At 52.7% G+C, this 14,262-nt stretch carries 8 protein-coding genes; 4 read left to right on the forward strand and 4 right to left on the reverse strand.

The genetic code is table 11. The features are described from left to right. Positions 1-4: 4 nt before the first annotated feature. Complete coding sequence (locus ACXAGL_RS06635; protein ID WP_474970055.1) at positions 5-1,426, reverse strand: YfcC family protein; 1,422 nt, start codon at positions 1,424-1,426, stop codon at positions 5-7. A gap of 314 nt (positions 1,427-1,740) precedes the next feature. Between ACXAGL_RS06635 and ACXAGL_RS06640 the strand changes: the two genes are divergently transcribed. From ACXAGL_RS06640 to ACXAGL_RS06655, 4 genes are all read left to right on the forward strand, one after another. Continuing rightward, a complete protein-coding gene (locus ACXAGL_RS06640; RefSeq protein ID WP_474990493.1) occupies positions 1,741-2,418 on the forward strand; it encodes a response regulator transcription factor in 678 nt (225 codons plus the stop codon). Next, complete coding sequence (locus tag ACXAGL_RS06645; RefSeq protein ID WP_474990495.1) at positions 2,415-3,758, forward strand: sensor histidine kinase; 1,344 nt, start codon at positions 2,415-2,417, stop codon at positions 3,756-3,758. The genes ACXAGL_RS06640 and ACXAGL_RS06645 overlap by 4 nt, the downstream gene beginning before the upstream one ends. A gap of 79 nt (positions 3,759-3,837) precedes the next feature. Continuing rightward, positions 3,838-6,942, forward strand: a complete 3,105-nt coding sequence (locus ACXAGL_RS06650) for an efflux RND transporter permease subunit (RefSeq protein WP_474990497.1) — start codon at positions 3,838-3,840, stop codon at positions 6,940-6,942. A 361-nt stretch (positions 6,943-7,303) separates the two neighbouring features. Beyond that, positions 7,304-7,438: a hypothetical protein gene (locus ACXAGL_RS06655; protein WP_474990499.1), complete on the forward strand. Its 135-nt coding sequence runs from the start codon at positions 7,304-7,306 to the stop codon at positions 7,436-7,438. Positions 7,439-8,197: 759 nt separating this feature from the next. On the opposite strand, the gene ACXAGL_RS06660 is transcribed toward ACXAGL_RS06655, so the two are convergent. Genes ACXAGL_RS06660 through ACXAGL_RS06670 form a run of 3 tightly spaced genes read right to left on the reverse strand, consistent with a single transcriptional unit; the run spans position 8,198 to position 14,258 of the window. Then, the gene (locus ACXAGL_RS06660; RefSeq protein WP_474992345.1) at positions 8,198-9,925 is read right to left on the reverse strand and encodes an allophanate hydrolase; all 1,728 of its coding nucleotides are present in this window, start codon (positions 9,923-9,925) and stop codon (positions 8,198-8,200) included. After that, a complete protein-coding gene (gene uca, locus ACXAGL_RS06665) occupies positions 9,925-13,557 on the reverse strand; it encodes an urea carboxylase (protein WP_474990501.1) in 3,633 nt (1,210 codons plus the stop codon). Before uca ends, ACXAGL_RS06660 begins: the two co-directional genes overlap by 1 nt. A 50-nt stretch (positions 13,558-13,607) precedes the next feature. After that, entirely contained in the window at positions 13,608-14,258 is a 651-nt protein-coding gene (locus tag ACXAGL_RS06670) for an urea amidolyase associated protein UAAP2 (RefSeq protein WP_474992346.1), read from the reverse strand. Positions 14,259-14,262 lie beyond the last annotated feature (4 nt).

Below are 14,262 nucleotides of genomic sequence, written 5' to 3' on the forward strand. Positions count from 1 at the left end.
CTGATCAGAATGGGCCGTACTGGATGGTGTGGGCGATGAATAAAAATACAAGCGCAAGTCCCACTTCAATAAGGATGAATGGGAAAACCCATTTCGCCCACTTCGTATAAGGGATGCCTGCCATCGCAAGGCCGGCAATCAAGACGCCGGAGGTCGGAAAGATCGTATTGGAAATCCCGTCCCCAAGCTGGAAAGCAAGAACAGCCGTCTGTCTCGTCACTCCAACAAGGTCGGCGAGCGGCGCCATGATCGGCATCGTAAGCGCCGCCTGTCCGCTTCCGGATGGGATCAGGAAATTCAAAAACAGCTGGACGAAAAACATGCCGGCTGCGTTGAACACCGGAGGCAGCTGATTCAGTACGGAAGACGCAAAATACAGGACAGAATCCATCAGCAGTCCTTCTTGGAAGACGACGAGGATCGCCTGGGCGAACCCGATGATCAACGCTCCTGTCATCACTTTTTTCGCCCCGTCCATCAAGCTGTCGGCCATTTCGTTCGGCTTCAATTTCCCGATGGCGCCGACGATGATGCCGAACAACAGGAAGAGAGCGGCGATTTCGGTAATGTACCAGCCAAGCTGAAGCACACCGTAAATCAGCACGACAAAGTTTAATAGAAAAATAGTCAAAATCACTTTGTGACGCGTTTCAAGCTTCGCCGGTCCGGCCATTTTCGGCTTGTTCTCGGAAAACGTGCCCATGTAGCGGAGCTCCGGATTTTTCTTCACTTTTCTCGCATAGCGGTAAATGTAAAGCACGGCGGCTACGTAAAAGGTGGCCAGCAGCACGAGACGCAGCCCCATGCCGGAAAACATCGGCAGTTCTGCGACACTCTGGGCCACACCGACGTTGAACGGGTTGGTCAAAGCACTCATAAATCCGATGTTCGCCCCCAGGGCAACCACCGCATAACCGACGATGGCATCAAACCCGAGCGACATCGCAAGCGGCACGACGATGGCAATGTAAATAATCGTTTCCTCGGCCAGCCCCATCAATGATCCCATCACCGCAAACAACAGCGTCAGTGCTGGAATCAACAGCAGCTCCTTGTCGCCAAGCTTTTTCGTCAGCGTCCGGATCAGTGCATCAAGCGCTCCTGTCGCACTTAAGATCCCGAAAGACCCTCCGACGATCAATACGAAAAAGATGATGCCCGCGCTATTGACGAGCCCTGTATGAACACTTGTAAAAATATCAAAAAATCCGACCGGCGACTGTTCGGTGAACTGGAACGAATCGGGTACGACGACGGTACGGCCGTCCTGATCGACTCTTTCATACTCTCCTGCCGGCACGATGTACGTCAAGATGGCAGCCAGGACAATCACAGAGAAGATCAATACAAAAGCGTTGATGTTGATGCCTTTTTTCTCCTGTTTCTGCTGTGGCTCCCGGGCAGTCTGTTTTTCATTCTGTAACATGTTGTGCTCCCCCTCTTTTTCTATCCAAACAAAAAAGCAGCGAGGACCCGCTGCTGAACCATACTCATTTCCTCTATACATATTGAAGTCACGCTTCGCTTGTATCCTACCACTGAGTGTCTGGCTGTCTGTTTGTCCTGATGTGTGAATCTATGAATTTTTATTCATGTTATTGTATTTCATATTCATAGATTTTGCAAGCCCCTTTTCCCAATCGATGGCAGAAAAAATGAAGATCCTTCCAAAAGAAGGCGGAAGCAGATGAGACGGCTGTGGTACACTACAACTAAAAAAGGAAGCAAGGAGGACGGCTGATGATCCATATTCTCGTCGTCGACGACGATCCGCATATTCAGCAGCTGATCACCATGTACATAAAAAACGAAGGGTACGAAGCGCTGACCGCTGATGATGGCGAGCAGGCGCTTGACGTGCTCGGCTCCACCGCCGTCGACCTCGCTGTCATCGATGTGATGATGCCGAACATGGACGGCTATGAGCTGTGCAGAGAAATCCGCCGCTTCTATGAAATCCCGGTTCTTATGGTGACAGCAAAGGGAGAGGTCCAGGATAAAGTGAAAGGATTCGAACTTGGGACCGATGATTACATCGTGAAGCCGTTCGAGCCTGTGGAGCTGATGATGCGCATCAAAGCGCTGCTGCGGCGCTATCAGATCCGTGCCTCCCAAACCATTGAAGCCGGCAGCGCCATCCTTAACGAAACGAACAAAACGATCACCATCAACGGAGAAAGTGAACTGTGGCCGCTGAAGGAATTCGAGCTGCTGTATACCCTCGCTTCCTATCCGGAGCAGATTTTCACTCGCAACCAGCTGATTGAACGCATCTGGGGATTCGAGTACGAAGGCGATGACCGTACCGTTGACGTTCATATCAAACGGATCCGCGACAAACTGAAGAAAAAAGGCGCCGGCATATCCGTGAAGACGATCCGCGGTGTCGGCTACCGGATGGAGGAGGTCACGCCTTGAAAAGTTTGTATGCTCAAATTGTCGTGACATTCATCGCTGCCATCGTCATCGGGCTCGTCATCACGTTTTCGATTTCCGGACGACTCCACGCCCTGCAGGTGGCCGAGAAACTGGAAACCCAGATGGTGAATATCGGGAAGGAGTTCATCGAGCTGTATAAAAAAGAGCCCGACACCGATGCCGACCTCTATCTCGACGCCATGAGCTCGGGCAGTTTTGAAGTGCTGCTGTTTAAGGACGATGCGGAGGAAAGCCTTTATTACGAGGAAGGACAGGACTGGGATATCGATCAGGCCGACGTCGAGCGCGTTCTGAACGGCGACGTCCACAATGAGTACCTTCTTCCTCCACGGATCAACATCGGACTCCCTTTTGAAAAGGACGGCAGCTCCTACGCGTTGTTCCTGCGGCCGGATTTTGAATTCTTTTTCGAAGGCTTCCGTCAGATCGTCCTAATCCTTTTCCTGACCGTTCTATTGATTGGAAGCTTCGTATTCATTCTTTCGACGCGCTGGATTGTCAGACCGATCAAAGCGATGACGGAAACGGCCGGCGAGCTTGCCAAAGGCAACTTCGATGTCCAAGTGGAGACAAAGCGGAAGGATGAGCTCGGCAGCCTGGCCCACAGCTTCAATCAGATGGCCCACGGCCTCGGTGAACTGGACGGCATGCGCCAGCAGTTCGTTTCCAACGTCTCGCATGAAATCCAGTCACCGCTCACATCCATCCAAGGCTTTGCCCGGGCTTTGAAGGATGGCGTTGTTACGGACGAGGAAAGCAGGCAGGCCTACTACGACATCATCGAAAAGGAAAGCCGCCGTCTGTCAGTCCTCAGTCACAATTTATTGAAGCTTGCCACTCTCGACAGCGACCACCCGCCGTATGAGCCATCCTTCTACAAGCTGGATGAACAGCTCCGCCGGGTGCTCGCCCACATGGAGCCGCAGTGGTCGGATAATAAAATCACCATCGACGCAAATCTTGAGGATTGCAGCCTTTATGGAGATGCCGACCAGCTCGAGCAGGTGTGGGTGAACATCCTCAGTAACGCTATCCGCCATACACAGACGGAAGGAACGATTGCCGTTCGTCTGAAGGCAGATACGGATGGTGCAGAAGTGACCATTATAGATGACGGTGAAGGCATGAGCCCCGAGGATCAGCAGCGAATTTTCGAGCGTTTTTACAAAGCGGACAAATCAAGGACGAGAAAACAAGGCGGAAGCGGCCTCGGCTTATCGATCGCCGAAAGAATCGTCCAGCTTCACGACGGAACCATCCATGTGACGAGCCGGCCCGGAGAGGGGGCAGCTTTCACTATCCATCTCCCCCGCCGCTGAAAAAATTTTGGTTGTTCATATTCAGTTCATACAACGGTTTTATGATGAGGCTACCATCTTGAAAAAGGAGCCATGATGTATGAACTGGTTAACAAAATTCAGCTTGAAAAATACGGTCGCCATCCTGATTCTGACGGTCCTTGTGATCGCCATGGGAATCTTTGCGACGAACAAAATCAAAGTGGAAACCTTCCCGGACGTCAGCTTTCCTGTCCTGACGGTCCAGACGGTCTATCCGAACGCCTCGACGGAGGAAGTGGAGGAAAATGTGACCACGCCTCTCGAGGAAGCCCTTCTGAACATGGAAGACTATGACGCGATGACGAGTACGTCTCAGGAGAACGCGTCTTTTATCACCATCACCTATCCATTCGGTGAAGATATCGAAGAAGCTCAATCAGACATCACCAATGCAATCGCCGATGTAACGACACCGGAGGATGCGGACACCGAGGTGACCGCCCTGTCGATCAACTCGACACCGATCTACCAGGCCGCACTTTCCTCCGAGGACCTGCAGGCGCTGCAGGCCGATGTAGAAGATACGATCGTTCCGACGCTTGAGAACCTTGAAGGTGTAGCTGGTGTGCAGGTGACAGGAAGTGAGGAATCGAAGCTGCAGATCGAAGTGGATGAAGAAGAAGCTTCCACGTACGGACTGACCCTGTCTTCCATCCTTGAGGCTGTTGAGCAGTCCGAATACAAGCTTCCCGCCGGATCCCTCCAGCAGGACGGTCTGTCCACGCCGGTGGAAATCTCAGGAACACTTGATGATGTGACCGCTCTTGAAGACCTCACCATCCCGGTTTCACCAGCGGGTGCTCAACAGCAGCAGCCATCACAAAAGGCAGGGTCTGAGGCTGCCGCAGGAGCACAGGCAAATGCAGCTGTACAGGCGGAAACCCCTCAGGAAGTGACCCTCGGGGAAATCGCCGATATCACTCAAGTGACCGATCGCAGCGAAGTCTCCCGCTTCAACGGGGAAGACAGTGTATTGATTGAAGTAACAAAAGCCCAGGACGCCAACACCGCCGACGTTGCCGATGCGGTGAAGTCCTATTTGAATGAAGAAGTGGATGACAGCGGCTATGAGCTATACACCGTCCTCGACCAGGGCGAAGAAGTGAACAAATCCATCTCCGCATTGTTGAAGGAAGGCGGATTCGGTGCCTTGTTCACCGTCATCGTCATCCTGCTTTTCCTAAGAAACATCCGGGCGACGATCATCGCGATCCTGTCGCTGCCGATTTCGATTCTCGGATCGATCGCCCTGCTTGAAACATTTGATTACACCTTGAACATTATGACGCTCGGCGGTATGGCCGTCGCCGTCGGACGAATCGTCGATGACAGCATTGTCGTCATCGAGAACATCTACCGCTGGAAACAGCAGTATCCGGATATGAAGCAGCGGGATGTCGTCTTCAAGGCGACGAAGGAAGTGCTCGGCGCTGTCGCCTCTTCCACGATTGCGACCCTGATCGTCTTCCTGCCGCTCGCCTTTGTCGGCGGTATTCTCGGTGAGTTTTTCCGACCGTTCAGTCTCGCCGTCGTGTTCTCGATCACCATCTCCCTGCTGGTCGCGCTGATGCTCATCCCTGTGCTCGGCAAGTTCTTCTTCAAGGACGTGAAGCACGAGGAAAAATCGAGCCGGCTGGCCACATGGTATGAAAAATTCTTAAGAGGATCCTTGAAGAAGAAAGGACTCGTCTTCACCCTTTCGTTTGTCCTGTTGTTCGGATCGTTCTCCTTCATTCCGGCACTCGGCGTATCGTTTCTGCCGAGTGAAGGCAGTGAAACGTTCGAAGTCGAACTGACCCTTCCGGATGAGACGACGTTTGAAGAAACGACAGCGCTTGCGCAGTCGATGGAAGCCACCCTTCTGGATGACGATCAGATCGACTACACGCAGGTATCCATCGGCTTTTCCAGCCAGCAGCAGCTTCCAGGCATGAATGCATCTGTTTCTGAAAACATCGCCCGCTTCTACGTCCAGCTTCAGGAGGACGTCCAAGCCGATGCAGTAATGGACGACTATGAGGAAGATCTGCTTGCCCAGGCGCAGGAAGCCTACCCGGAGGCTGTTGTAAGTGCTGCGGAAGTCCAGCAGGATGGACCGCCATCCGGCAATACGATTGATGTGAATTTGTACAGTGATGAAAATGAAGATTTGAGAGAGGCCGCCAACCAGGTCGTCCAGCTTTTTGAACAAAACGATCAATTAAAGAATGTATCCAACGATATGGAGGATACGCAGACGAAATACGATATTTCCCTTAATGAAGATGGCAGAGAGCTCGGTGTGAGTCCGTATCAGCTGATGCAGCCGATCCGCGAACGGCTTCAGCCCCTTGATGGCGGCACACTCACCCTGACTGAGGAATGGGAGATGGAGCTTGCCTTCGATGAAGCCTTCACAACGAAGGCGGATATCGAAACGTATACCATCATGACACAGGACGGGGCCAAAGAGCTGCAGGAAATCGCTTCGATTGAGGAAGTGGAGGTGCCGAAATCCATCAAGCACCAGGACGGTGAAACGGCAAGCACGGTCTCCGCGACGATCATCGGAGACGACACCGCTGCCGTTTCCCGTGACGTGGAGGCCGATGTCGATTCCCTCACCCTGCCGGACAGCGTGGAAGTGGAACTGACCGGAGGACTGGAAATGATTAATGAAGGCTTCGCCGACCTCGGGCTTGCCATGGCCGCTGCTGTCGGACTCGTGTTCCTTGTACTCAGCATTACATTCAGGGGCATCCTGACACCGATTGTCATCCTGTCCTCCCTGATCTTCATCCCGATCGGCTCGCTTGCCGGCTTGTTCCTATCCGGCCAGACGCTGTCGATGAGCGCAATGATCGGAATGCTGATGCTGATCGGAATCGTCGTCACCAACGCCGTCGTGCTGCTTGACCGTGTTGAAAGCAACCGCCGCGAAGGCTACGAGCTCACAGAAGCGATCGTCGAAGCGTCCCGTACGCGCCTGCGTCCGATTCTCATGACCGCCCTGGCCACAATCTTCGCTCTCGTGCCGCTCGCCCTTTCGAACTCGGCTTCCGGGCTGATATCCAAAGGACTTGCGATTACGGTCATCGGTGGCCTGACGACATCGACGCTGCTCACCTTGATTTTTGTACCGGTCTTCTATTATGCGGTTGGGAAGTTCCGGAGAATGGAATAGATGATGGAGCCCGCAGGCCTTTGAGGTCTGCGGGTTCTTTTATCGCGTTTTTTGAAATTTTTTATCGTGATTTCAAGCGACAAAAAGCTGATTATTAATAAGAATATACACAGCGCTGCTTATGTATTTAATTCTCTTTTTCTTGGATTTCAATAGATTTGTTCGTTATTCATTCCTAAACTAACTACCTTTACTGAAATTCACTAAAAGGCTTTAAAAAGGGTATCGAAGTATGAAAAAATAACCAACGAAATAGATATAAAAAAGATTTAGAGTCGGCGCTATCAGTGGAATTGCCGGCGGTGGTGTGCACCACCTTGGCACCTGCTGATGGTAGAATACTACACAAGGTGGTTTTGTAATGAGCGATAAAAGAGACAATTCCAATGAAATCAACATGAGTAAAAAACGATTTTACATAGTGTTCGGTGGCACGATTGCTGTCGTTATCCCTCTTTATGCAATCGTTACTCAAGGTATTGAAAGGCTGTTTTAATAAAAAGCCCTTATTTACAGGGCTATTTTTTCAATGCAATGGGAAAGGGCTGGGGGGGGGGAAGTAGAGAGCTTTAATAAGGCAGCTATCAGCTCTCCTGGTAGTCAGGATAGTCTTCCCCGACTTAAATGAAGGCATCCTTATCTGGCGGCCTGCTGCCAGGTTGATCACCATAGGCCAAGAATATTTACATGGGAGTGGGAATGATGTCATCGATGGAGAGGAAAGCCCGAATATTACAAGTCTTATCTATTATTATATTAATCATTGCCCTATTCTTATATATTAACGGAGCAGGAGAAACGGTTTATTTTGCATCAGCAATGATAGCTGCGCTGGGAGTACTTTTAAAGTGGTCCATGATCGACCACAAGATCAAAAAGCAGGAACGAAGCAAAAGTGAGTGATACGGATACACCTAAGCTGATCACCTCATCATGAATCGACGTATTCAACGATAGCGGCTTTAGTTAAATAAGCCGAAATCATTTAGACTGACCTTTCTTCATGTGAACTCTGTATACGAATATCTCTATTAAAATTAATATCAGCACCCCTAAGATAAACACAGGCAGTTGATTCCAGATTAATAAGAAAGATAGCACGAATACTAATAGTAAACTTCTTATCCACTGTTTATATAATAAACTCATATAGAACCCCAATCCTAATGTGAATTTCTCTTATGGCTTATATACGAAGCCTATTCTTTTTCGTTTCATAAAAAAACCGGAAGAGAACCCTCTTCCGGTCACCCATTCACTTTACAGTCTGAAGATTCCTCCACCCGCCAAGCTCTGAAATATCTTCTGCGATTTCCCCCGCATAGCCTTCACAAATAAACCCGGACACTTCTGATCCATCTTCCAGTTCAACCTTTCCGATACCCAGCGGCGCAGGAATGGAAGTGGTGAAAGCACCGAGTGAATGGAGAGGCATGTCCCAGATTTCCACCTCCACCGAAGGGCCGCTGTGAAGCTGCTTGATCATGCCCGGCTTTTCCGGTTCACCCGGAAGCTTCACAAGCTGATAGCGTGCGGCGGTTTTCTCTTCTTTTACAAAAACCGCTCCCGCTTCAATCATCTGTGTCTCTAATGGGAAGCCGCGCATATGCAGTCCGCAGACGGCGAACGGAATGGTTTCTCCATAGGAGGACGTAAAAAGTTCCGCAGCTTCAACCATGAGGTGTTCCTGCTCGGCAAGGCTGAACAGTGTGAGGCCGAACGGCAGGTCTTCACCGGCCCAGCCGGCAGGAACGGAGACGCCGGCCATATCCAACAGGTTACAGTGGTTCGTATAGCGTCCCATGTCACTGTTGGCTGCAACCGGATTTTCCCTCACCTGTTCCCTCGTCCATGTGCCTCCGCACGTCGGCATGACGAGCACAGCGTCCTTGATCAGTTTTTCTGCTTCCAGCTTCAGCGCCTGCAGCTGATGCATCGCATCGAATAAAGCGGCGGCGTCATACTGATCCGGGGCGCCGGAGCGGAGGACCTGTTCGGTTACAGGATGGACGGCCCCCGGGTTGTTTTCCACGAAACTTCCGACAGCTGACCAACGCTCGGCAATCCACGGTCCCCCGTACAAAATCTCCGCGGCCTTTTCAAAGAGTTCCGTGTCGACATAGGCGACCGGGACGCCCAGGCGTTCAATTTTCTCGACCGCTTTTTCCCACGCCTTCTGATATTCCGCGGCATAGCTGCCATAAAAGGCCGGTGTCTCCTTAGGCAGGCAGAAGGTTTGCAGCGATCCTTCCGCTGCTTTTGAAAAGTCCTTCGACCATGGGTCGCGCTCATCACGGACGCGCACTTGTCTATCAACCGTCAGAGCGTCATCAAGGGAATGCGCGAAAACGGAGATCGTATCGATGCTTTCACAGGCCGGTACGACCCCGCGCTTCGACCAGGCCCCAAGACTCGGTTTATAGCCGACGAGGTTGTTCAAGGCCGCTGGGACGCGCCCGGACCCTGCCGTATCTGTTCCAAGTGAGAATACCGCCTGGCCGCGGGCAACGGCGACGGCTGAACCGGAACTGGAACCGCCGCTGATCAGTTCCGGACGAAGAGCGTTATGTGCCTCGCCGAACGGACTTCTCGTACCGACGAGCCCTGTTGCAAACTGGTCGAGGTTCGCTTTCCCGATAGGAACCGCCCCGGCCTTCACAAGTTCAGCCACCACCCCTGAGTGCTCCTCAGGCGTGTACGTATAGTCGACGCTGCCTGCGGTCGTCGGGATTCCAGCTACATCAATATTATCTTTAACGGCAAAAGGAATGCCCCAGAGCGGTGCCTCCACCGGGTCAAGGGTATCCAGGTTTGTCAGATACCCTTCAATATGCTCAAAGTCCGGCGGCGTAATCCAGATGTTCATCTCTTCATCACGCCCGGAACGCTGGATGATTTCCTTCATGACCTCACGTGGAGTGAGACGGCCATTTTCATAGTTTTCCTTGAGCCACTGGATCGTCAGTTCCTTTGGAAATGTCATCAATGGACAGACACCACGCTTTCTTTTTCTTCTTTTATACTTGCAATCAACTGGCCGGCCTGTACCTGGTCCCCGGGAGCCACATGTAAGGAAGCGACATAGCCGTCACACGGCGCTGTCTGTGGAAACTCCATTTTCATACTTTCCTCGATTAAGAGGGTATCACCCTTCTGCACATAATCCCCTGGAGCAACGAGCACCTTCCAGACGCTTCCCGGCATCTGTGACCGCGCAGCTGTCTCCCCTTCCGGTACTTCTTCCTCCATAATGGAGCGGCCATCGTCCTCGTCCTCGACGTGTTCGGCAATGCCCTGTTCCTTCCAACGTTCACGCTCTTCCTGGAAGGCGGCCTGCTGGCGTTCTTTGAATACGGCAGCGCTGTCTTTGATGGATTCCTGAAATTCCAGGTATTCACCGAGGTTGAATGTCGTTTCGGTAATATCCGCTTCAAACCGGCCGCGAAGGAAGTCCTCTCTCATGTCCATCAGCTCATCCGCCGTTACCGGATAGTACTGGATCTGGTCAAAGAAGCGCAGAAGCCAAGGTTTACCGGGCTCAAAGCTTTCTGTGGACTGCATCGAATTCCACACTTGAATCGTCCGGCCGACAAACTGATAGCCTCCAGGCCCTTCCATGCCGTAAATACACATGTACGAACCACCGATCCCGACGGCATTTTCCGGTGTCCACGTCCGGGCAGGATTGTATTTCGTCGTAACAAGACGGTGGCGCGGATCGGTCGGTGTAGCAAGCGGCGCCCCGAGATACACATCCCCAAGGCCAAGCACAAGATAGTTGGCATCAAAAACGATGCGCTTCACATCCTCAAAGCTGTCGAGACCGTTAATACGACGGATGAACTCCAGGTTATCCGGACACCACGGGGCATCCGGCCGGACATTCTGCTGGTATCGTTCGGTCGCCAGCTGTGTCGATGGGTCGTTCCAGGATAACGGCAGGCGCACAATCCTGGAAGGGACCTCGATTGATTCCAATGGAGGCAGATCAGCATCAAGCGCAAGCACGTATGCGGCCGCTTCCTTCACAGAAATTCGGGATGGGTCGATGTGGATCTGGACAGAGCGGACACCGGGCGTCATTTCAATGACCGGAAGCGTGTTCTGCTTTTCGATTTCTTCCATTAACACCTGCACTTGAAAACGGAGCTTCAAATCCAGCTCCATCTCCCCGTACTCGACAAGCAGATGCTCTACGCCGCTCAAACGGATGGTAATCGGGAAGTTATGCCCCGTTTCTTCATATTGGAGGACCGGATAATCGGACGATATCTCCGGATTCACTTCCGGAAGAGCATCTGCCTGGGTGAACCCGCCTTCTCCGATGCGCTGGAGGTTCTCTTCCTGAGCATTTCTCAACTCTTCGGCTTCTTCCACACTGATCAGCTGAAATTGGATTTTATCTCCAGGAAATAACTGGCCCACCTTCCAGAATTCTGAGGTGGCTGTGGTGACCGGGCAGACGAATCCCCCGAGACTCGGACCGTCGGCACCAATCAAGATCGGCATATCCCCCGTCAGGTCGAGAGCACCGACAACATAGGCGTTATCGTGGATGTTGGATGGGTGCAGCCCGGCTTCACCGCCGTCCTCCCGCGTCCATAAGGGGGCCGGTCCTTTCAGACGAATGCCGGTCCGCGAACTGTTGAAGTGGACTTCCCACTCGGTTTCCGTCAGCTGATCCAAATAGTCTTTCTGCAGGAACTCCTCCGTACAATGCGGACCTGGAATGACGCCGATCGTCCACGTATTCACAAGCTTGGGACGAGCTTCTTCTTTCAGTGCTGATGTTCCGACGGGTTCTGTTCCTTTCTTCACGCCGAGCACGTCACCCGGGCGCAGTTCGCGGCCGCCGTGACCACCGAAACCGCCGAGCGTGAATGTGGAGGAGCTGCCGAGGATTTTCGGCATATCCAAGCCGCCTTCTACGAGAAGATAGGCGCGCATCCCTTTTTTCGATTCATGGAACGTCAGCGTCTCTCCCCGCTCTGCTTTCACCGGCTGATACAGCGGCACATTCTCCCCATCCAGATCCGCATCCATATCCGCTCCGGTCAAACAGAACCACATAGCACTTCGGAACTGGTAGGCGCCTCCCTTTAACGTCAGCTCAAGTCCCGGAGCGTCCTCGTCGTTACCGAGCAGCTGATTGCCGATACGGAACGAGTAGGCATCCATCGGCCCGCACGGCGGAACGCCGACATCCCAGTGGCCGGTGCGGCCCGGATAATCCTGCACAGTCGACTGCACGCCTCCGTCGATCACCTCAAGCGCCGGCTCTTCCGGATGGAAGTCAGCAAGCAGCTGTGTGAACACATCCCCTTTGACAAAAGCCTCCTCCTCAAGCAGGGCGGTTACGTAGGAAATGTTGGAGGTCAATCCGTACATCTTCGTGTCACCAAGAGCCTCCTTCAAACGGGCAATGGCAGCTTCACGGTCGTCCCCGTGGACGATGACTTTCGCAAGCATCGGATCATACAGCGTCGTGACGGTCACCCCATCCTTCACCCACGTTTCATTACGGGCCTGTTCAGAAAAAGTGACCTGATCGAGCGATCCTGCACTCGGACGGAAGTCGTGATGGCAGTCTTCCGCGTATATCCGTGCCTGAATGCTGTGGCCCTGTGGACTGGACAGAGAAGTCTCGTCGTCCGTGAGATCGCCGGACGCTTCCTTCACCATCCACTCAACAAGGTCAACATCTAGCACTTCCTCGGTAACACCGTGCTCCACCTGCAGCCGCGTATTCACTTCAAGGAAATAAAAGGCTTCCGTTTCCGGATCGTATAAAAATTCGACAGTACCCGCACTCCGGTATCCGGAAGCCGCCGCCAGACGTTTCGCCGCCCCGGACATCGCTATGCGCGTCTTTCCCGTCAATCCAGGAGCAGGACTCTCTTCGACGACCTTTTGGTTACGACGCTGGATCGAGCAGTCGCGTTCTCCGAGTGTAATGATTTCGCCATTGGAGCGGCCAAACATCTGCACTTCGACGTGGCGGGCTTTGGGGATGAATTTTTCCAAAAACAATCCCCCGTCCTTAAAGTTCGTCTCCGCTAAGTGACGGACTCCGGCAAACGCCTCCTCAAGCGCCGCTTTGTCCTGACAAACCCGCATACCGATACCGCCGCCACCGGCGGTACTTTTCAAAATGACCGGATATCCGATCTCCTCCGCTGCTGCTTTCGCTTCTGTCACGTCCTCGATCAAATCCGTTCCAGGAAGAAGCGGCACGTGAGCCTTTTCCGCCATCGCACGTGCCGAGTGCTTGAGCCCGAAGATTTCCATCTGATCGGCGGTCGGCCCGATGAACGTGATGCCCTTTTCTTCACAGGCTTTCGCAAATGCAGCATTTTCACTCAAAAATCCGTAGCCCGGGTGGATGGCTTCCGCTCCTGTATCGACGGCTGTCTGCAGAATCAGCTCGGCGTTCAAGTAGCTGTCTCCGGCTGGACCCTCCCCGATTTCCACCGCTTCATCCGCATGAGTGACATGCAGGCTGTCCTGGTCCGCTTTCGTGTGGACCGCGACAGAGGCAATCCCCAGCTTTTTCAATGTGCGTTCAATGCGGACAGCAATCGGTCCACGGTTGGCAATCAATACTTTGTTAAACATCAGATGACCTCCTGTTATGGTTGGAATATTTCGATAATTAAAGGTAAAAATTATTGGTCCCAGATGAGCAGGCGGATGGCTGTCGGGTTGAAACCACTGCATGGGTTGTTCAGCTGCGGACAGTTGCTGATCAGAATTTTGACCCGGCGTCTGGCAACCATCTCGACATAGTGCCCGGGGCCTGAAATCCCGTCTTCAAAAGACAATCCGCCCTCCGGCGTCACCGGAACATTCATGAAGAAGTTGATATTCGGGGCGATGTCACGCTTCGTAAACCTTTCGCCGTGCTTGGCCAGCTGGTGCATGAACGTGTCGCGGCAGTTGTGCATCGGCAGCCGGTCATGCGCATAACGAACTGTGTTACTTTGTGCTGAGCAGGCGCCGCCTAATGTATCGTGTCGTCCAACAGTGTCTCCGATGATCTCCAACAGCTCTTTTCCGGATTCAGAGAGCAGCTTCGATCCGGTTGTCAGGTAGACATTCTCCTGAGCCGCAATCGTCTGGATGGCGCTGTAATGGTCTTCCGGATGCTCCGCGTCATAAAACAATGTATCCGCGGCCTGGTTTCCTTCGGTGTCGACCATGCGGAACACCTGGCCGGGCTTCAGTTCATACATCCAGCCTTCTCCGGCAGGCAGACTGTAATCATACAAGGCATCTTCAGCTTTACGCGTCTCTTTCTGGTCGGTCATTGTCGTCATCATT

The sequence above is a fragment of the Halobacillus sp. ABA4_118 genome (assembly GCF_056160205.1).